The sequence below is a fragment of the Microbulbifer sp. TB1203 genome, from assembly GCF_030997045.1.
GTDB lineage: Bacteria > Pseudomonadota > Gammaproteobacteria > Pseudomonadales > Cellvibrionaceae > Microbulbifer.
In genome coordinates, this window is sequence record NZ_CP116899.1 from 3,766,236 (window position 1) to 3,784,923 (window position 18,688).

Annotated in this window: 19 protein-coding genes; 10 read left to right on the top strand and 9 right to left on the bottom strand. The window is 59.8% G+C overall.

Translation table 11 applies throughout. The features are described 5' to 3' along the window. Positions 1-9: 9 nt before the first annotated feature. Complete coding sequence (glmS, locus tag PP263_RS15905; protein ID WP_308364667.1) at positions 10-1,839, top strand: glutamine--fructose-6-phosphate transaminase (isomerizing); 1,830 nt, start codon at positions 10-12, stop codon at positions 1,837-1,839. 515 nt (positions 1,840-2,354) lie between these two features. Here glmS and PP263_RS15910 read toward each other — a convergent pair. Next, positions 2,355-2,624, bottom strand: coding sequence for a hypothetical protein (locus PP263_RS15910; protein ID WP_308364669.1), 270 nt, complete (start codon positions 2,622-2,624; stop codon positions 2,355-2,357). Here PP263_RS15910 and PP263_RS15915 point away from each other — a divergent pair. After that, positions 2,619-3,953: a hypothetical protein gene (locus tag PP263_RS15915; RefSeq protein WP_308364671.1), complete on the top strand. Its 1,335-nt coding sequence runs from the start codon at positions 2,619-2,621 to the stop codon at positions 3,951-3,953. The genes PP263_RS15910 and PP263_RS15915 overlap by 6 nt on opposite strands. Before the next feature lie 33 nt (positions 3,954-3,986). After that, entirely contained in the window at positions 3,987-4,514 is a 528-nt protein-coding gene (locus PP263_RS15920) for a hypothetical protein (protein WP_308364672.1), read from the top strand. A gap of 53 nt (positions 4,515-4,567) precedes the next feature. On the opposite strand, the gene vapC is transcribed toward PP263_RS15920, so the two are convergent. Together vapC and vapB are read right to left on the bottom strand one after the other, a co-directional pair. Beyond that, complete coding sequence (vapC, locus tag PP263_RS15925) at positions 4,568-4,969, bottom strand: tRNA(fMet)-specific endonuclease VapC (RefSeq protein WP_308364674.1); 402 nt, start codon at positions 4,967-4,969, stop codon at positions 4,568-4,570. Then, the gene (gene vapB, locus PP263_RS15930) at positions 4,969-5,202 is read right to left on the bottom strand and encodes a type II toxin-antitoxin system VapB family antitoxin (RefSeq protein WP_374693668.1); all 234 of its coding nucleotides are present in this window, start codon (positions 5,200-5,202) and stop codon (positions 4,969-4,971) included. Before vapB ends, vapC begins: the two co-directional genes overlap by 1 nt. A 149-nt stretch (positions 5,203-5,351) precedes the next feature. On the opposite strand from vapB, the gene PP263_RS15935 reads away from it, so the two are divergent. Further along, positions 5,352-6,167, top strand: coding sequence for a class II aldolase/adducin family protein (locus tag PP263_RS15935; RefSeq protein WP_308364676.1), 816 nt, complete (start codon positions 5,352-5,354; stop codon positions 6,165-6,167). 1 nt (position 6,168) lies between these two features. Here PP263_RS15935 and PP263_RS15940 read toward each other — a convergent pair whose 3' ends face one another. From PP263_RS15940 to PP263_RS15950, 3 genes are all read right to left on the bottom strand, one after another. After that, entirely contained in the window at positions 6,169-8,010 is a 1,842-nt protein-coding gene (locus PP263_RS15940) for a monovalent cation:proton antiporter-2 (CPA2) family protein (RefSeq protein WP_308364677.1), read from the bottom strand. Between the two features lie 18 nt (positions 8,011-8,028). After that, positions 8,029-9,321 carry a sodium:proton antiporter gene (locus PP263_RS15945; RefSeq protein ID WP_308364678.1) on the bottom strand — a complete coding sequence of 431 codons (1,293 nt, stop codon included), beginning with the start codon at positions 9,319-9,321 and terminating at the stop codon, positions 8,029-8,031. Positions 9,322-9,459: 138 nt separating this feature from the next. Then, positions 9,460-10,341, bottom strand: a complete 882-nt coding sequence (locus PP263_RS15950; protein ID WP_308364679.1) for a pirin family protein — start codon at positions 10,339-10,341, stop codon at positions 9,460-9,462. A 112-nt stretch (positions 10,342-10,453) separates the two neighbouring features. Between PP263_RS15950 and PP263_RS15955 the strand changes: the two genes are divergently transcribed. From PP263_RS15955 to gstA, 5 genes are all read left to right on the top strand, one after another. Then, entirely contained in the window at positions 10,454-11,341 is an 888-nt protein-coding gene (locus PP263_RS15955; RefSeq protein WP_308364680.1) for a LysR family transcriptional regulator, read from the top strand. A gap of 116 nt (positions 11,342-11,457) precedes the next feature. After that, positions 11,458-11,859: a DoxX family protein gene (locus tag PP263_RS15960; protein WP_308364681.1), complete on the top strand. Its 402-nt coding sequence runs from the start codon at positions 11,458-11,460 to the stop codon at positions 11,857-11,859. A 66-nt stretch (positions 11,860-11,925) separates the two neighbouring features. Beyond that, positions 11,926-12,897: a glutathione S-transferase family protein gene (locus PP263_RS15965; protein WP_308364682.1), complete on the top strand. Its 972-nt coding sequence runs from the start codon at positions 11,926-11,928 to the stop codon at positions 12,895-12,897. Positions 12,898-12,962: 65 nt separating this feature from the next. Next, a complete protein-coding gene (locus PP263_RS15970) occupies positions 12,963-13,382 on the top strand; it encodes a secondary thiamine-phosphate synthase enzyme YjbQ (protein WP_308364683.1) in 420 nt (139 codons plus the stop codon). A 300-nt stretch (positions 13,383-13,682) separates the two neighbouring features. Continuing rightward, on the top strand, positions 13,683-14,291 hold the full coding sequence (gene gstA / locus PP263_RS15975; RefSeq protein ID WP_308364685.1) for a glutathione transferase GstA: 609 nt from the start codon (positions 13,683-13,685) through the stop codon (positions 14,289-14,291). 12 nt (positions 14,292-14,303) lie between these two features. Here the strand turns inward: gstA and PP263_RS15980 are convergent, their stop codons facing one another. Then, positions 14,304-15,536, bottom strand: coding sequence for a multidrug effflux MFS transporter (locus tag PP263_RS15980; RefSeq protein WP_308364687.1), 1,233 nt, complete (start codon positions 15,534-15,536; stop codon positions 14,304-14,306). A 258-nt stretch (positions 15,537-15,794) separates the two neighbouring features. Further along, positions 15,795-16,433, bottom strand: a complete 639-nt coding sequence (locus tag PP263_RS15985) for an NAD(P)-dependent oxidoreductase (protein ID WP_308364689.1) — start codon at positions 16,431-16,433, stop codon at positions 15,795-15,797. A 121-nt stretch (positions 16,434-16,554) separates the two neighbouring features. Between PP263_RS15985 and PP263_RS15990 the strand changes: the two genes are divergently transcribed. Next, positions 16,555-17,451, top strand: a complete 897-nt coding sequence (locus PP263_RS15990; RefSeq protein ID WP_308364690.1) for a LysR family transcriptional regulator — start codon at positions 16,555-16,557, stop codon at positions 17,449-17,451. Between the two features lie 113 nt (positions 17,452-17,564). Here the strand turns inward: PP263_RS15990 and hexR are convergent, their stop codons facing one another. Next, the gene (gene hexR, locus PP263_RS15995) at positions 17,565-18,419 is read right to left on the bottom strand and encodes a transcriptional regulator HexR (RefSeq protein WP_183460139.1); all 855 of its coding nucleotides are present in this window, start codon (positions 18,417-18,419) and stop codon (positions 17,565-17,567) included. Positions 18,420-18,688: the final 269 nt, after the last annotated feature.

Sequence of the window (18,688 nt, forward strand, 5' to 3'; positions counted from 1 at the left end):
TAAACCAACATGTGTGGAATCGTAGGCGCGCTGGCCCAGCGCAACGTCAATGAAATCCTGCTGGAGGGGCTCCGCCGCCTGGAGTACCGAGGCTACGACTCCGCCGGCGTCTGCCTGCTGGACGGCGACAGCCAGCTGCAACTGCGCAAAAGCCAGGGCAAGGTGGCGGACCTGGAGTCCCGGCTCGTTGCCGACCCCGCCATCGGCCGCCTGGGCATCGCCCACACCCGATGGGCCACCCACGGCGCCCCATCGGATGGCAACGCCCACCCGCATCGCTCGGAACATATCGCCCTGGTACACAACGGCATTATCGAAAACCACCAGCCTCTGCGCGCGGACCTGCAGGCGCGGGGCTATCAGTTCGACTCGGATACCGATACCGAAGTGGTGGTGCACCTGATCCACTCACTGGCGGCCGAGGGCCACAGCCTGGTGGAGGCGGTCACCACCGCCATCGGGCAGCTCGACGGCGCCTACGCCCTGGGGGTGATCAGCGCCGACGAACCGGGCACCCTGGTCTGTGCCCGTTCCGGCAGCCCGCTGGTGGTGGGCGTGGGCATCGAGGAGAACTTTATCGCCTCCGATCCCATGGCCCTGCGCCAGGTCACCGACCGCTTTATCTTCCTCGAAGAGGGCGACGTGGCAGAGATCACCGCCGCCGGCATTGCCATCCGCGACAGGAGCGGCGAGGAAGTCAGCCGTCCGGTGCACAAACTGGACGGCGGCCACGACGCCGCAGACAAGGGCCGTTACCGCCACTATATGCAGAAGGAAATCTTCGAGCAGCCGGAAGTGGCGGCCGCCACCCTCGCCGGCCGCATCGGTGCGAAAAGCGTACTCGCCGAGGCCCTGGGCACCCGCGCCAACGAACTGCTGCCCCAGGTGAAGCAGGTACAGATTGTCGCCTGCGGCACCAGCTACCACGCCGGTCTGGTGACCCGCTACTGGCTGGAAGACTGGGCGGGTGTGCCCTGTTCCGTGGAGGTGGCCAGCGAGATCCGCTACCGCAAAACCGCGGTTCGTCCGGGCACCCTGTTCGTCACCATCTCCCAGTCCGGTGAGACCGCCGACACCCTGGCCGCGCTGCGCCAGGCGAAGGAACTGGGCTACCTCGCCTCCCTGGCCATCTGCAATGTGCCCAACAGCTCCCTGGTGCGCGAATCGGAAATGTCACTGATGACCCTGGCGGGCCCGGAGATCGGCGTGGCCTCCACCAAGGCGTTCACCACCCAGCTGGTGGCGCTACAGCTGTTCTGCATCGCCCTGGCCAGGGCCAACGGTATGCCCGCGGAACGGGAAGCGGAGCTGGTCGGGGCCCTGCACCGCCTGCCGGAACTGATGGAGCAGTTCACCGGCCTGGACAAGCTGGTACGGGCCACCTCCGAGGCCTTCGCCGAGAAGCACCACGCCCTGTTCCTCGGCCGCGGTGTGGAATACCCCATCGCGCTGGAAGGCGCGCTCAAGCTGAAGGAAATCTCCTATATCCACGCCGAAGCCTACCCCGCCGGCGAACTCAAGCACGGCCCGCTGGCCCTCGTGGACGCGGACATGCCGGTAATCGCCATCGCCCCCAACGACGAGTTGCTGGAGAAACTCAAATCCAACCTGCAGGAAGTGCGCGCCCGCGGCGGCGAGCTGTTTGTGTTCACCAGCCCCAAGGCCGGCTTCACCAGCGAGCCGGGCATCACAGTGGTGGAGGTTCCGGACGCCCCCGAAAGCCTGGCGCCGATCCTGTACACGGTGCCACTACAGTTGCTCAGCTACCACGTGGCCCTGCTCAAAGGCACCGACGTGGACCAGCCGCGCAACCTGGCCAAGTCGGTGACGGTGGAGTAACCAACGCTCCCCTCTCCCGCTTGCGGGAGAGGGGTTGGGGGAGAGGGAAAGCAGGTCGACCAGTTGCGTCGACACCAACACACTTGACTACAACATAGGCAGCTTGCTAGCTTGCCAAAAACCACCCTAGGAGCCTGCTGGCAGGCGAAAATATAGAAAAAAGGAACAAAAAATGTCTAAATCTTCCATCTTCCATCTTGTGCTCACAATTATGCTCGCAGTGCCAGCTGGTGCACTCGCTGCTAACGGACATACAGGGCCGGTTAAAATAGCTTTTTTGGAAAACTGGGTATCCGGTGACGGTATATACCTTAAAACCGATCAAAGTAGCCTCACTAATCCCGCAGGGTGTCCCTCTACTGCCAGCTACCATATGCCTGCAAGTGCATCAGATATATCGCGCTCAATGTTGATAAGTGCCTATATAGCAGGGAAACCGGTGAGGCTTGCAATATATGGTGGAGGGTGCTCTGCCGATAGACCACAGATTGTAGCTGTGGCATTTGGAGACTGATTTACCGCAACTGTGGAAAGGGCTGTATTGCAGCCCCGCCCATTAACGCAAACCAATAATAATCCCTGCCGCACGGAGTACCGCGGCAGCATAGCGACAGGCCGTTGCCATGAAAACCAAACTGCTTCTTCCCTTCCTTCTGTTCCTGATTCCAGCCTTGTCCCTGGGTCAGGGCTTCGACGAAAACTACGAAGTCCGTAAAGGCGATTTCAACGGCGACGGCCTCACCGATCTCTATGTCCGCCAGAAACCACAGGTAGTGATATTGCATGGAGATATCGCCACGCCAATTGTGTTGCCAGCACCAGTGGAAGAATTTGTGTTGCGACAAAAGTCCGGTGGTGAATTCACACTGGTTACAGGATTATCGTCTTCCCAAAAGTCACAAGCGCAGAAATGGCCCCTTGCGGATATTGAAATCAAAGCAGGGGATTTCAATATAGATGGGATAGTTGACATCTTCCTAAAAGGAGTTACTAGCAGCATACCTGGTGCACTTGATCAGTTTGTGTTTGCTTCTGGCGAAGTAGGGACTGCCCCGAGTGCTATTACAGCTGTAGATTCTCAATTTAGACAATTTTTTAAGGAAGTAAATGGGTGGAAATTAGATCCTGACTATTTTGAAAAAACTGCAATAGAAAACGACTGGTATAGTTACAAGGGAAAGGAAGCTACTGGTTGGTGGTATATTGGGTATATTAACGTTTATTACGCATATGCTAATGGAGAGAAGAAATATCTGGATGAAAATGACGATCCAGAAGATATAAATAATAAACCCGCATATTGCAAAGACTTTCCATCGCTCTGCCGTTTTAATATGACTTATGGCTTTTGGCAGGTGTATGGAACCTATATTGAAGACATTGAGGTCGTATTTGATTATACGAATTTCCATCAGGACGCTCTAGCGTTAACAGATGCTATTGAAAATAGCTCTGACAGCAACTCTACGCTAATAGACCCATCTTCAACTTCTGGGAAAACTATTGAGGAAATTCTAGAGAGAATACTTGGGACTCTTATTCATAAGGAAGGTGTTACCGCAGTCGTACTTGAATCTACGGGAACAGCCGAAGGGCCTTGGATTTGGGAATCCGACGATGAGACGGTGACTAGGCTTCCGCTCGGATGGATCAATCTCATTCTGACTACAATATCAGTATCTGGAAGTTCCAAACTCCCAGAATGCGAAATATTTTACAGAGGGGATATTAGCGGAAAGAAAGAATTCTGGGCTTCTATTATTGAAGAAAGTATTCGTGCGGGAGAGTCATTATTGAGTGCAAAAAACATTGCTTATGATTTGCTGAAAGATTTTTCGTTTGAAGAGTTAGCTACAGACCATGCGCAGACAAGCATTGGGTCACCATATATAAGCGTAACAACCAATAGAGCTACAGCTGGTGCATATGCGGAGCTATCAGATGGAGAGGTCTATGAAATTGTTCTTCCTGAAGGAATGGCTAAGAAGAATATATATAACCATAATAGCCCTAATAATCACCCCGAGCTGCCCGATGACGAGTGGTTGGTTTTGATACACATACCATCGTGGATGGTAAATAATCCTTATCCTGGGCATTGCGTTAGGCAATAAATGCAACCGTTAGATTATTTTTTGTGCTCGCATTTGAATAAGATTGAAGAATTGCGAGCACAATTAGAAAAATTTAAACAAACTTCTGGACCTGATATTCTTTTAGATATTATACCTTTGTTAAAGAGCAACAATTGGAGAGATCAAATAGTAGGTGGAATACTTGCGTATTATTTTAACGCGACAAAAGTGGTTGATTTATTATGGGATTTGATTGATGGGAAATCTAATGTATCATGGAAGATCGCAATAATTGCTCATGAAATTGATAGTAATTTCACTGATAAAGTTAAAGTTCGGGTTCACAAGATTATAAGTGAATATAAGTCTAAAGACAGGCACAAGTTTCTTAAAAATAAACTAAATGAAATGACATGGCTAAATACAACGCAAATAACACTTATATTTCTTTCGCTATTGGACAATTGTATAGCCTATAATAATTTAAATTTAGATCTCGGTTTAGATGAAGAACCTGAACAGAGAGTTTTAAAAATGACAGAGGTGTGGAGAAATAAGTTGTTAACGCTCGGGGGGGAGGAGCATTTAGGGAAAGGGTGAAGTTAGGTCTTTGAATTTTGATGGCCACAAATACCGGCTACCCCGAACGGCCGTTATTTGAGCCAATTGGCAGTCCTGACCCCATCGAACCGCTTAAAGTCCTTCACATTATTTGTCATCACGACAAGCCCTCTGGAGCGGGCGTGCCCCGCGATCATGCTGTCGTACGAGGCGTCCTTTCTGCCGCTTCTCTTGAGGTCGGCTCGAATCTCACCGGTATGGACGGCTGCCGCTTCGTTATAGGGCAGCACATCCAGCCGTGCAGTGAAGCTCTCGACCTCTCTTGTGTTGCGGTCCGGATCACTGGAAACCGAGGCGCCGTACATAAGTTCCATCAGAGTCACGGTGGATATGCACATCTGCCCGTGGTGCGCGTTGAAGGCCCGGCGGGCCTTTTCGGGCCGGTTCTTCAGCACATAGATTACCGTGTTGGTATCCAGCATGTATCTCAGCATCAGAGGTCTTCCCTTTCCTGTGCGTCTGGTTGGTCACGGCTGTCCATAAAATCGTCGGTGACGCCCTCGCCGGCAAACCAGGAGTCCCAGCTGTCGTCAACCGGTACTATCAGGCGGGCCCGCCCCATGCGGACAATCTCTACCTGCTTGACGTTGTCGGGCAGCGCCACATCCTTGGGCAGCCGCACGGCTTGCGTTTTGTTCGACATGAAAACGCCGGCTTTGGTGGTCACAGGCCATTCCTCCAATATGGTATATCCCTATTGGATATATTAGAGTTGGTGGTCGTAGCCGTCAAATAGTCAGCTTGCCTGTCTGCTGCTGAAAAGTCGTGCTATAACGGCTCCCCAGCGGTACCCAAACTCAACGAAAGGGCCGGCTTATGACCACTGTGGAAAAAAATAAGGACACGGAAGATTCCAACCCCATCCTGATGAACGGCAATATGAACATGCTGCTGGGGGAGACGACCCAGCCGCCGGAGCAGGTGCGCGAGGAGCGCAAACGAAAACTCACCGCCGCCTTTCGCCTGTTCGGCAAATTCGGTTTCGACGAGGGGGTGGCCGGGCATATCACCGTGCGCGATCCGGAACACGAGGATCACTTCTGGGTTAATCCCATGGGAGTTTCCTTCAAACTGTTGAAACTGTCGGATCTGCTGTTGGTGAATCACAAGGGCGAGGTGGTGGAGGGGGACGGCTACCTGAACGGCGCGGCTTTCACCATCCACTCCCATATCCACAAGATGCGCCCGGACGTGGTGGCCGCGGCCCACGCCCATTCCCTGTACGGCAAGGCCTGGTCCACCCTGGGCCGATTGCTGGACCCTATCACCCAGGATGCCTGTGCCTTCTACGGCGACCACGGCCTGCTCGACACCTTCTCCGGCGTGGTGTTGGAGATGGGCGAAGGCGAGGCGCTGGCGAAGGCGCTGGGCAACAGGAAGGCGCTGATCCTGCAGAACCACGGCCTGCTCACAGTGGGCAAATCGGTGGACGAGGCTGCCTGGTGGTATATCACCATGGAACGCAGCTGCCAGGCGCAACTGCTCGCCGAGGCCGCCGGCAGGCCGAAATTGATCGATTCGGAGGTGGCGATCCGCACACGGGCGGTAGTGGGGACCGAACTGGCGGGGCTTTTCAGCTTCCAGCCGCTATACGACGTGATCTGCGCCGAACAGCCGGAAATGTTTGAATAATCTAGAGCCCGGGCCTGGACTCCTCCCAGTAATGATCCAGGTGCAAATCCTTGTCCCGCCGGTCCTCGCGCAGCGCCTGCAGCAGTTGTTCGCGGTAGATCCGCGTCTCGGCGATATGCCGGGATTCGTCCCGCCAGTAGGGGAACAGGGATTCCAGCATGCGCTGGTCGTGCTGCTTGAACTTGCGAGCCACGCGCCGGGCCTGCAGCGGGCTCAGGCCCAACAACTCCAGCGCCTTCTCGCCGATGCTCAGGGCCGAGTCCACCGTCTCGCGGAAGATATAGGGCACGCCCGCCTCCATCAGCGCATAGTGGTGCATGCGGTTGCGGGCCCGGGCGAGGATGGCCAAGTGGGGAAAGTGTTTCTGCAACTGGGCGACGATTTCCAGGGAAGCCGCCTGGTCGCTCAGGGTGAGGATCACCAGCCTGGCGTTGCGGGCGCCGGCGGCGCGCAGCAGGTCCTCCCGCGAGGCGTCGCCGTAGTAGGCCTGGATACCGTAGCGGCGCACCATGTCCAGCTGTTCCGCGTTGCGTTCCAGCAGGGTGGTGTCGAAGCCGCAGGCGTTGAGCAGGCGCCCGGCAATCTGCCCGAAGCGGCCGTAGCCGACGATGATCACCGGCGAGCCGGAATCCACCGGCGGTTCCTCGTCCTCCCGTTCTCTCTCGCCGCCGCGCAGGTAGCGGGGCTGGATAAAGCGCTCGTAGACCAGCAGCAGCACCGGCGTAAGCACCATGGACAGGGCGATCAGTGCCACCAACAGGTTGCCGGTAGTGCCGTCCAGCACCCGCTGCCCGGCGGCGAAGGACACCAGCACGAACCCGAACTCCCCCGCCTGCGCCAGGGACAGCGCAAACAGCCAGTCCTCGCCGCGGGACATTCCCGCCACGCGCGCCAACGCAAACAGCACCGCACACTTCACCACTACCAGCAGCAGCGCCAGGCCCGGCAACAGCAGCGGGTACTCCATCACCAAGTGGAGATTCAGGTTGGCGCCGACGGCGAGGAAGAAAAGCCCCAGCAGCAATCCCTTGAACGGCTGGATATCCGCTTCCAGCTCGTGGCGGAACTCGCTCTCCGCCAGGATCACTCCGGCGAGGAAAGTACCCAGGGCCGGGGACAACCCCAGCCACAGCATGACCGCCGCCGATGCCACCACGATCAATAGCGCGCTGGCGGTAAACATCTCGCGCAGTTCGCTGCCCGCCACCAGGCGCAGCAAAGGCCCCAGCAAGTATCGGCCGGCCAGGGCGAAAGCGGCGATTGTGCCGATTACCGCCAGGGCGTAGCGCCAGCCGTCGAGTCCTCCGGCCTCTGCCTCCGGTGCGGTTCCCGCCAGCAGTGGCAGCAGCGCCAGTATCGGGATGACGGCGATATCCTGTAACAGCAGCACCGCGAAGGCGCTGCGACCACCCTGGGTCTTGAGCAGTTTTTTCTCGCTCAGGGATTGCAGCACGATGGCGGTGGAAGACAGCGCCAGGATCAGGCCGATGGCCACGGCGGTGCGCCAGTCCTGCGCAAACAGCAGCAGCAACAGTGCGGCCACCGCGGCGGCGGTAAGCAGTACCTGCGCGCCGCCCATGCCGAGGATGGCGCCGCGCAACTGCCACAGCTTGCGCGGCTGCAATTCCAGGCCGATCAGGAACAGCATCAGCGCCACGCCGAATTCGGCCACGTGCATCTCCTCGCTGGCGTCCCCCACCAGCCCCAGCGCGTAGGGGCCGATCAGCACACCGGCGAGCAGGTAGCCAAGCACCGAGCCCAGGCCCAGGCGTTTGGACAGGGGGACGGCGACCACCGCGGCGGCCAGGTAAATTGCTGCCTGCAGCAGGAAACTGTTTTCCATAGAGATTGTTGTTGTGTGTTATTCGGAAGTGGCGGCGGCCCGCTCCGGCTCGGCGATGTTGCGGCTGCGCCGGATCAGCGGCGCTATGGTGGAGCCCTGCACTACGATGGAGAAGAGTACCACGCCGTAGGTCATCACTACCCACAGGTGGCGCAAGTCCTGGTCCTGGATGGTGATATGGCCGGCGGGAATGGACATCGCCAAGGCCAGCGCCAGGCCGCCGCGCAGGCCGCCCCAGATCAGGATGCGCTCGCTGTAGGGATGGTACCGGCGGTGCATCTTCAGCAGGGTGAAGGGTACGGTCACCGCCAGGGTGCGCGCCAGCAGCACTATGACGATGGCGGCGGCGATCAGCAGGTAGTCGAAGGCGCGCAGGTCGATGGTGATCAGGAACAGCCCCACCAGCAGGAACAGCAGGCCGTTCATAAAGTCCTCGGTGGTGCTCCAGAAGTTGTCCAGCTCGTGCTGGCTCACCCGGGAAAACCCCTGCTCGCGGGTGAAGTTGCCTATGATGATGCCGCTCACCACCATCGCCAGGGCGCCGGACACGCCGAGAACGTTGGACAGGGAAAAGCCCGCGGTAGGGATGACCAGGGTCAGCAGCAATTCCAGGCTGTGGTCGTCGGTGGAACAGATCAGCCAGTGGAACAGACCGCCGATGGCCAGTCCCAGCGCCACCCCGCCGAGCGCTTCCACCGCGAACAGCTCCGCCACTGCCGGCAACGTCGGCTGGCCGCCCTGGAACGCCACCGCGAAGATCACCGTGAAAACCACCAGTCCGAAGCCGTCGTTGAACAGAGACTCCCCCTCCACCTGGATGGCGATCTGCTCCGGGGCCTTGAGGCTCTTGATAATCGCCAGCACGGCGATGGGGTCGGTGGGGGAGATGAGCGCGCCGAACAGCAGGCAGTAGACGAAGGCCACTGGCATGCCTACAAACTGCAGGAACCAGTAGAGCAGCACGCCCACCGCGAAGGTGGAGATCAGCGTGCCCACTATCGCCAGCAGAGTGATTTCCAGTTTCTGGTTGCGCAGTTCCAGCAGGTCGATATGCAGGCTGCCGGCGAACAGCAGGAAGCCGAGCATGCCCTTGAGCAACAGGTCCTGCAGGTTCAGCAGCGGCAGCAACTGATCGGCCCAGTCGCGCAGCTCCACCAGGTCCAGCTTGCCGAGCAGGATTACCACCAGCGACAGGCCCAGGGCCCCCGCGGTGATGGCGATGGTGGTTTGAGCGCGCAGCACATACTGGTTGAGGAAGCCCAGGAACACCGAGATGGCCGCCAGGAAACAAAAGGTGTAATAGACTTCCATATCGCGCGTACGGGCTCACTTCTCGGGGTTGCTGGGAATGCCGGACTATCTCTGTAGGAGCGGGCCATGCCCGCGATCGGCGGGGGTTTTAACAAAAAACCGATCGCGGGCATGGCCCGCTCCTACAGGGGAAGGCGGTCAGTCGGTGAGTGTGCCGTTATTGTAGTCGCGCAGCGCCTGGTCGATTTCCTCGCGGCTGTTCATCACGAAGGGACCGTAATGGGCGATGGGTTCGCGCAGGGGCAGGCCGTGCAGGCACAGCAGGCCGGCTCCCTCGCCATTTTCCTGGTCTTGGGCGCGCAATTGTAATGATTCGCCGGCACCGTACAACAACATATTGCCCCGCGGAATGCCGCCGCGCTCGGTGACAAGCGCACCGCTGTACACGAATACCAGCACGCTGTGCTCTGCCGGGAGCGGTAGCTGTACCTCGGCGTCCTCCGCCAGACGGATATCCGCCACTGCCGCCTCGGCCGCCGCGTCCGTCAGCGGCGCAGATTTATCCTCGCCATCGATCGTCCACCGGCCGGCGATCAGGCGAATCTGTGAACCCTGCCCGTCCAGCGGCAGCTCCGGAATTTCCGCCGCCTGGATATCCCGCCAAGTGGGTTTATTCATTTTGTCCGCCGCGGCCATGTTGATCCACAGCTGGAACCCGTGCATGCCGCCCTCTCCCGCCGCCGGCATCTCCGAGTGCACAATGCCGCGCCCGGCGCGCATCCACTGGGCGCCGCCGGTGGATACGGCGCCGCGGTTACCCAGGTGGTCGCGGTGCTCGAACTCCCCATTCAGCATATAGGTGAGGGTCTCGATACCCCGGTGCGGGTGCGGGGGGAAGCCGGCGATATAGTCGTCGGCGTTGTCCGAACGGATCTCGTCCAGCATCAGGAAGGGGCTGAAGTCCGGGCTCTGGAAGCCGGCCACGCGCTGGATTTTCACCCCCGCGCCGTCGGCGGAAGCCTGGCTGGCGACGCCCCGCAGCAGCGGGCGGGCGCCGGGTCTGAGCGTAAAGTCTTGCATAAATACCTCCGGTTTGATGCCAGTATATGCCGCCTTATTCGATAAAAAATGGCAAATACTCGCATCTTATGTTCGAATAAATCGGTTAATAAAGCATGGAAAGAGAATTCCTATGGCCAAAGTAACCCTCGAACAGTGGCGCATGTTCCAGTCGGTGGTGGAGCACGGCGGCTTCTCCCAGGCCGCGCAGGCGGTGCACAAGAGCCAGTCGTCCATCAACCATGCGGTGCACAAGCTGCAGGAGAGCCTGGGGGTGGCGCTGCTGGAGGTGCGCGGGCGCAAGGCGGAGCTGACCGACGCCGGGCGCATCCTGCTGGCCCGCGCCGGCGGCCTGCTCAACGAGGCGGAGGCGCTGGAGGCGGTGGCCGACAGCCTGGCTGGCGGCGAGGAAGCGGTGCTCACCCTGGCGGTGGACGTGATCTTCGATTACGAGTGCCTGCTGGGTGCCGTGGAGCGCTTCGCCGAACAGTTTCCCCACACCCGCCTGGAACTGCGCGAAACGGTGCTGTCCGGCGCCGAGGAGCTGCTGCTCCAGCAACAGGCGGACTTTATCCTGTCCGCGCGGGTGCCCCAGGGATTTGTCGGCGAGCCGGTGGCCCGGGTGCGCTTCCTGCCGGTGGCCCACCCGCAACATCCCCTGCACCACCTGGGCCGCCCGGTGGCGCGCAAAGATCTCAAGGGTTGCCGGCAGATAGTAATCCGTGATTCGGCGGTTAAAAATCGCCAGGATGCCGGCTGGTTGGGTTCCGACCAGCGCATTACCGTCACCAACGTACAGACCTCCATCGATCTGATCGAGCGCGGCCTCGGCTTCGCCTGGCTGCCGGAGACGCGCATCCGGGATTCTCTGTCTGCGGACCGGCTGCTGCCACTGTCCACCGAGGAGCCCTGGGAGCGCAGTGTCACCGTCTATCTGGTGTACGCCGACGCCGACAAATGCGGCCCCGCCGCCGGCTACCTGATCGATGTGCTGCGGCAGGGCCTGGGGCCGATGGATTAGACGCTATTAAATCGAAAGTTTTCCGCAAATTTTTGCGGTTTTTTCAGTAAAAAATAGAACTAGACTGACGGCAGTTGCGCTATTACTTATTGACTGATCTCACTGAGGATTCAGCAATGACTGAAGGAAATTTCTGCGATTGGAGCAAACTGCTCGGCCGCGCAATGATGGCGGTAATGTTTGTCCTCGCCGGCTGGGGAAAGATCGGCGGATACGGGGACACCCAGGCCTACATGGAATCTGCCGGTGTCCCGGGTGCACTGCTTCCCCTGGTGATTCTGGTGGAGCTGGGCGGCGGCCTGGCGGTATTGCTCGGCTTCTTCACCCGCTGGGCGGCCCTGCTGTTGGCGCTGTTCACCCTGGCTACCGCCGCGATGTTCCACTATGTGCCCGACGATCAGATGCAGATGATCAACTTCATGAAAAACATCAGTATTGCCGGCGGCTTCATTATCCTGGCCTGCGTCGGTGGCGGCAGGCTCAGCCTGGATCACATCCTCAGACGCAAAAATAAATAGCGATCCGTGCGCGCGGGTGGAAACCCGCGCACTTCCCATGAACAATCCACTCACGAGGAGATAACCTTGGGTTTACTGGTGAAAGGCCAGTGGCGGGACCGTTGGTACGATACGGAAAAAAGTCACGGCGAATTTGTGCGCGAGGCCGCGCAGCTGCGCAACTGGATCACTGCGGATGGCAGTGCCGGCCCCAGCGGCGAGGGCGGTTTCCCGGCGGAAAAGGATCGCTACCATCTCTACGTCTCCCTCGCCTGTCCCTGGGCGCACCGCACGCTGATCTTCCGCAAACTGAAAGGGCTTGAAGACATCATCGGCGTATCGGTGGTGAGCCCCTATATGCTTGAGCACGGCTGGACCTTCGATACCGATGAAGGCAGCAGCGGCGATGCCCTCTACGACTCCGACTACCTGCACCAGCTGTATACCAGGAACCGCAGCGATTACAGCGGCCGGGTTACCGTGCCGCTGCTGTGGGACAAACAGCGCGAGCGCGTGGTCAGCAACGAGTCGTCGGAAATCATCCGCATGTTCAACAGTGCCTTTAATGGGCTCACCGGCAATGACGACGACTACTACCCGCGGGAACTGCGCGGTGATATCGATGCAACCAACGGCATCGTCTACGAAAATATAAACAACGGCGTCTATCGTGCTGGCTTTGCCACTACCCAGGAAGCCTATGAGCACGCGTACGAACGGCTGTTCAGCACACTGGACCAACTGGAACAGCGGCTGGGGAATAACCGCTACCTGGCCGGCGACCGGATCACCGAGGCGGACTGGCGCCTGTTTACCACCCTGATCCGCTTCGACGCCGTCTACCACGGCCACTTCAAGTGCAACAAGCAGCGCCTGGCGGACTATGAAAACCTCTGGGGCTACCTGCGCGAGCTGTACCAGTGGCCCGGCGTCGCCGGCACGGTGGATTTTCACCATATCAAAACCCACTACTACGGCAGCCACGGCAATATCAATCCCACCGGCATAGTGCCCAAGGGGCCGGAGCTGGACTATTCGGCTCCCCACCATCGCGGTTGATACGATAGGCTGGGTCGGGCGCGCCAGCGCCCCGGCCCACCGATCAACCGAGGGGAGCAATGAGAATGAAATCCCACCGCAAGGAACTCTGGTTCAACACCAAAAAACGCACCGAATTTATCAACATCACCCCACAGGTAGAGCAGGCCCTGGGTGAGAGCGGCATCCGCGAAGGCCTGTGCCTGGTCAATGCAATGCACATCTCCGCCTCGGTGTTTGTCAACGACGATGAACCCGGCCTGCACCGCGACTTCGAAAAATTCCTCGACGGGCTGGTGCCCTACGGCCCTATCGACCAGTACCGCCACAACGACACCGGCGAGGACAACGCCGACTCCCACATCAAGCGCCAGCTGTTCGGCCGCGAAATTGTGGTTGCGGTCACCGGCGGCGAGTTGGATTTCGGGCCCTGGGAGCAGATCTTTTACGGCGAGTTTGACGGCAGGCGCAGGAAGCGCGTGCTGGTAAAAATTATCGGCGATTGAGCGCAAAAATAGTCTGCTCGATTCTCTGTGGGTGCGCCATGCGCACCTTTATCCAATCTCCCCGATAAATATGCGAAGTATCTACTCCCTTCCTGTAGGAGCGGCCCATGGCCGCTCCTACAGGAAGGGATATTGACGATCCCGTTATCCACGAGGTGAGTAGTTACTATGCGAAAAGCACACGCAGCAGTACAGCCGCCATTCCGGTCCGGGATTTCCTACCCGCAGTGATTCCCCAATTTTTAGCGCTGGGCAAGCGCCTATACTCAAGCGCAGCCACCACTGAAAAGGAGTATCGCGATGAACCTCTATTACGCCCCTGGCGCCTGTTCTCTTTCCCCCCATATCGTCGCCCGCGAGGCCGGGTTGGATATCGACCTGTGCAAGGTGGACTTGAAGAGCCACCAGCTGGAAAGCGGCGCCGACTTCACCGAGATCAACCCAAAGGGGTATGTCCCCACCCTGCAACTGGAAGGTGGTGAAGTGCTCACCGAGGGGCCGACAATCGTGCAGTTTATGGCCGAACAGAAGCCCGACGCCGGCCTGCTGCCGGAGAGCGGCAGCCTGGACCGCTATCGCGTCCAGGAGTGGCTGAATTTTATCTCCACGGAACTGCACAAGGCCTTCGCGCCGTTATTTTCGGATGCGAGCGATGAGGAAAAAGAGGAAGCCAAAAAGCGTATCAGTAAGCGCTTCGACTATGTGGAGAGCGAGTTGGACGGGAAATACCTGGTGGGTGACCAGTTCACCGTCGCTGATGCCTATCTGTTCACCATCGCCAACTGGCTGGATCAGCACAACATCGATACCTTGCGCTGGCCCAAGCTTGAGGCCTACCAGAAACGGGTGGCCGAGCGCCCACCGGTACGGCAGGCGCTACGCGAAGAGGGGTTACTGGAGGAAAAATAAAACAGCTTCCGGTTACCCGGGCGGCTCGATGGGCTCCCGTGCCCGCGCCACAAACACCACTGCCAGCAGCGCCACTGTGGCGCAGGCCAGCATGGAGCCCGCGATGGGCACCAGGGTGCCGGTATGCAACCCGTTCACTATGCCACCGAGCAGGCCGCCGGTAATGAAAATGGTAGCGCCGTAAAGGGCGTTGGCGCTGCCGCTGATTTTTGGGAAAAACTCCAGAAAGCAGGCTGTGGCGTTGGGGCCGGTGATGCCGATGCAGGCTATCACCAGCACCAGCGGTACCATCCACAGCAGAATTTCCTTCACCCCGGTCATGGTGCCCAGCAGCAGCAGGCCGCAGCCCAACCCCTGCAAGATAATTCCCACCAGCAGGATATTGCGCGGCTCAAAAAAATTCAGCAGGCGGATATTCACCTGCACCATGCAAATCAATCCCAGTACGCAGATGCCGAAATAAATTGGAAAGTGGCTCGCTGGCACTTCGAAAAACTCCATGAATACGAAGGGCGCGGTGGTGATATAGATAAACATGGAGCCGCTGACGCAGGACTGGGCGGCGAGAAACCCCAATGCCCGCCGGTTGCGCAGCACCTGGCCGTAGTTGCGCACCAGCGAACTCTTCGAGGTACGCTGGCGCCGCGCGCGGGAAAAGCGCGAAACCGTCTCCGGCAGTAGGAAGCGCACCAGTACCAGCATGGCGGCACCGTACAGCATCAGGAAAACAAAGATGCTCTGCCAGCCGGCGGCGACCAGCAGTAGCGAGCCGATCACCGGCGCGATCAGCGGCGCCACCAGCATCATGGTGCTGATCATGGAAATAATCTTCGCCGCCTCGCGTCCCTGATAGAGATCGCGCACGATTGCCGCGCAGATCACCGTGGCGAAGCCGCCGCCGATTGCCTGCAGAAAACGCAGGATAATCAGGTGATCCACGTGGCTGGCAAACAGCACCATCAACGAGGTGGCGATATATACCAGCAGGCCGATGGTGCCGACCAAACGCCGGCCCCAGCGATCCGACAGGGGCCCGCCGAGCAGCTGGCCGATGGCGAAGCCGAGCAGGAAACTGGATACCGAGTGTTGTACCCGCGCAACGGCGGTGCCCAGGGCGTCCGCCATGGCCGGGATCGCCGGCAGGTAGCTGTCGATGGAAAAGGGCGTCAGTGCCACCAGCGCCGCCAGCCACACCGCCAGCCAGCGTGGCGGGGTCTTGTCGGCGGACATGGAAATCGGCGGCATAGGTATCGGCTCGGGTACAGCGGTGAAAGTTCTCCGGCGGGGAGCCGGCAGCGGCGTCGGACTTTTGAAGAGAAGTCTTTGCGGGGGTGCCATGGTAGCGGCGCGCCCCGCGTTTCGCCAGCGGCGGCTTCCCGGTCTATCGCGACCGGTTCTCCGGTCACAGCACCCCGTCTGCCGAATTTACGATAACCGCAAATGCGTCCCGCAGTTCGGCATCCATTCGGAGCGGGCCGAGCGGCCCGCTGGTATGAAAGGAGGTCAGTAAGCCACGCTAAACCGCCGGCGGCTGTGCGCGGGCTGTTCCAGTTCGTCGATCATTGCCACGGCGTAGTCCTGTACCGAGATGCGGCTCTGGCCCTCGCCGTCCACCAGCAACTGGTCGCCGCCGAGGCGGAAATTGCCGGTGCGCTCGCCGGGCTCGATCAGCGCCGCCGGGCTCAGGAAGGTCCATTCCAGTTCCTCTTCACCGCGTAGCCGCTCGAGGGTGTCGCGCGCGCCCAGCGCGGATTCCTTCCACTGCGCCGGGAATTCCGGCGTGTCTACCATTTGCACCCCCGGCGCCACCTCCAGGCTGCCGGCGCCGCCGACCACCAGCAGGCGTTCTATCCCGGCACGTTTGGTTGCTGCGAGGATCGACTCGATGCCGCGGCCGTAATAGCCGCGCACATCCTCCTGGGCGTGGCCGCTGAAGGCGCTGATCACGGCGTCGTGGCCGGCCAGCCGATCGGCGAGACGCCCGGTGTCGAGCACGTCGATGCCCACCGCGGTCAGGCCGTCGCGGGGCTGCAGTTTGTCCGGGTGGGCGACCAGGGCGGTAACCTGGTGGTCGCGCTCCAGGGCCTCGGTGAGCAGGCTGGAACCAATAAATCCGCTGGCGCCGATCAGTGCAATTTTCATGGGTCTTTTCTCCGATAAGTGGGTTGTGGATTCGACGGAGAGCAGTATGGTCCCGAACTACTGTGCTGATAAGATGGTTAAATCTGGAATCTTTGTTCGGTATAGAAGGACAATAAAGGCAATGGCTAATCTGTTGGATATCAATCTCAACCGCTTGGTGGTCTTCGTGGCGGTAGTGGAGACCGGCTCCATCACTGCGGCGGCGAAGCGCCTGGGGCTGGCGAAGACGGTGGTCAGCGCGCATATACAAAAGCTGGAGGCGGAAATCGGCACCCACCTGCTGGTGCGCACCACCCGCCGGCTGCACCTGACCGAGGCCGGGACCCTGTTCTACGAGGCCTGCGAGAAGATACTGCGGGATACGGAAGCGGCCGTCTCCCAGGTGGGCAGTTGCGTCCAACAGCCCCGCGGCAGGCTGCGCCTGTCCTGCCCGGTGGACTACGCGGCCGCGGTGGTCGCACCGCTGGCGGCGCAACTGTGCCGGGAATACCCGGAACTGCGTGTGGAGATCCTCTCCAGCGACCAGCGCATAGATATGGTGGCGGAGGGAATAGACCTGGCCATTCGTATCGGCCGGCTGGCGGATTCCAGCCACCGCGCGGCGCAGATCGCGCATTTCAGTGAGTGGCTGGTGGCGGCGCCGGAGCTGTTCTCCGGAGAGTTGCCGCAGTCGCCCGAGGAACTGGGGCAGTGCCCCTTCGTCGGGTTATCGGTGCTGTCCAATCCCCTGTACTGGACCTTCACTGCAAACGGTGTTGAAGAGACCCGGCGGTTCAACCCGGCAATCATGGCCAACACCACCGGCGCGGTGCAGGCCGCAGTGCTGGCGGGCGCGGGCATCGCAGTACTGCCGGATTACGCGGTGGGCGAAGACATCGCCGCCGGGCGGTTGGTGCGGCTATTGCCGGACTGGAAACTGCCCGGCGGGGGGATCTATGCGGTGTTTCCCGCTACGGCACAGCGCCCGCAGAAGGTCAGTGTCTTTATTGAGGCGCTGAAAAAACACTATGCCGGCTGAACGGGAGCCGGGCGATTCCCGTAGGATGGGCAAAGCGAAGCGTGCCCATCATCTGCGGCCCTGATGGGCACGCTTCGCTTTGCCCATCCTATAAGGGAAAAACTGTTTTTCGATCAGGGTTTGTCTTCCCTCAGGCTGTACAGCCCCTTCTTCAGCTTGAGCAAATGCTCCTGCAACTGCGGCCCCTTGCGCTGGGCCACGCCGATGGCGAGCACGTCGATCACTACCAGGTGGGCGATGCGCGAGGAGAGGGGAGTGTAGATCTCGATATCCTCTTCTACATCCACCTCCAGCGGAATGGTTGCCTCCCGGGCCACCGGCGAACCGCTCGGCGCCAGGCCGATCACGGTGCCGCCCTGCTCCTTGACCATTTTCATGGAGTGCAGCAGCGCCTTGGTGCGCCCGCTCTGGGAGATGGCCACCACCACGTCGCCGGGCTCCATGGACATGGCGGACATGTTCTGCATGTGGTGATCGGAGTGGGCCGCGGTGGCCAGTTGCAGGCGGAAGAATTTGTGCTGGGCGTCCGCGGCCACCGCGCCGGAGGCGCCGAAGCCGAAGAATTCGACCCTTTTCGCGGCGGCGATAACGGTGACCGCCGCCTCCAGCGCGCGGGCGTCTATCTTGTCGCGCACATTGAGCAAGGTGTCCACCGTGGAGTCGAACACCTTGCGCTTGTACTCGGCAATGGTGTCGGTATCGGTCACTGCGATCTGGCCAAAGCTGGGGCTGGAGGCCAACTGCTGGGCCAGGTTCAGCTTGAACTCCTGGAAGCCGGAACAGCCCACCGCGCGGCAGAATCGCACTACCGTCGGCTCGCTCACCTGGGCCTCGGTGGCCAGGTCGACGATGCGCATATGGATGATCTCGTCCGGATTGGCGAGGATATACTCCGCCACCTTGCGCTCCGATTTGCGCATGGATGACAGCTGTTCGCTGATTTTCTGCGTGACTTCCGCCGGTTTCACGGGACTTCCTTTGTATATTCGGATTGGCAGTTTAGCCGCAAGCCCCGATGCTGGCGAGTGGTTCTAGCCGAGGCGGTGGCGGTCGTGCTGCCGGGGGCGGTCATTCTGTCCGGGTCTCGAGGGCGTAGATGGGCACAAATCGGCAGGACCGCCGATTTGGACGCCGCAGGCGCCCGCGAAGCGGGCGAGCGCCATGGACGGCGCGAGTCAAAACGGGCCCGGCGAGCGTGCCCATCAAAGACACGGACCTGTTTATTTAGCCAGTTTAA

Bases quoted from the DNA above. Each gene is read 5' to 3' on its own strand.
- PP263_RS15950 (WP_308364679.1), bottom strand. From the start codon at position 10,341: ATGCAAGACTTTACGCTCAGACCCGGCGCCCGCCCGCTGCTGCGGGGC.
- vapC (WP_308364674.1), bottom strand. From the start codon at position 4,969: ATGCTGAGATACATGCTGGATACCAACACGGTAATCTATGTGCTGAAG.
- PP263_RS15990 (WP_308364690.1), top strand. From the start codon at position 16,555: ATGGCTAATCTGTTGGATATCAATCTCAACCGCTTGGTGGTCTTCGTG.
- gstA (WP_308364685.1), top strand. From the start codon at position 13,683: ATGAACCTCTATTACGCCCCTGGCGCCTGTTCTCTTTCCCCCCATATC.
- PP263_RS15955 (WP_308364680.1), top strand. From the start codon at position 10,454: ATGGCCAAAGTAACCCTCGAACAGTGGCGCATGTTCCAGTCGGTGGTG.
- PP263_RS15940 (WP_308364677.1), bottom strand. From the start codon at position 8,010: ATGGAAAACAGTTTCCTGCTGCAGGCAGCAATTTACCTGGCCGCCGCG.
- PP263_RS15980 (WP_308364687.1), bottom strand. From the start codon at position 15,536: ATGCCGCCGATTTCCATGTCCGCCGACAAGACCCCGCCACGCTGGCTG.
- PP263_RS15910 (WP_308364669.1), bottom strand. From the start codon at position 2,624: ATGCAATATCACTACCTGTGGTTTCTGGCGGACATAGAGATCGGTGAG.
- PP263_RS15970 (WP_308364683.1), top strand. From the start codon at position 12,963: ATGAAATCCCACCGCAAGGAACTCTGGTTCAACACCAAAAAACGCACC.
- PP263_RS15985 (WP_308364689.1), bottom strand. From the start codon at position 16,433: ATGAAAATTGCACTGATCGGCGCCAGCGGATTTATTGGTTCCAGCCTG.
- glmS (WP_308364667.1), top strand. From the start codon at position 10: ATGTGTGGAATCGTAGGCGCGCTGGCCCAGCGCAACGTCAATGAAATC.
- PP263_RS15960 (WP_308364681.1), top strand. From the start codon at position 11,458: ATGACTGAAGGAAATTTCTGCGATTGGAGCAAACTGCTCGGCCGCGCA.
- PP263_RS15945 (WP_308364678.1), bottom strand. From the start codon at position 9,321: ATGGAAGTCTATTACACCTTTTGTTTCCTGGCGGCCATCTCGGTGTTC.
- PP263_RS15935 (WP_308364676.1), top strand. From the start codon at position 5,352: ATGACCACTGTGGAAAAAAATAAGGACACGGAAGATTCCAACCCCATC.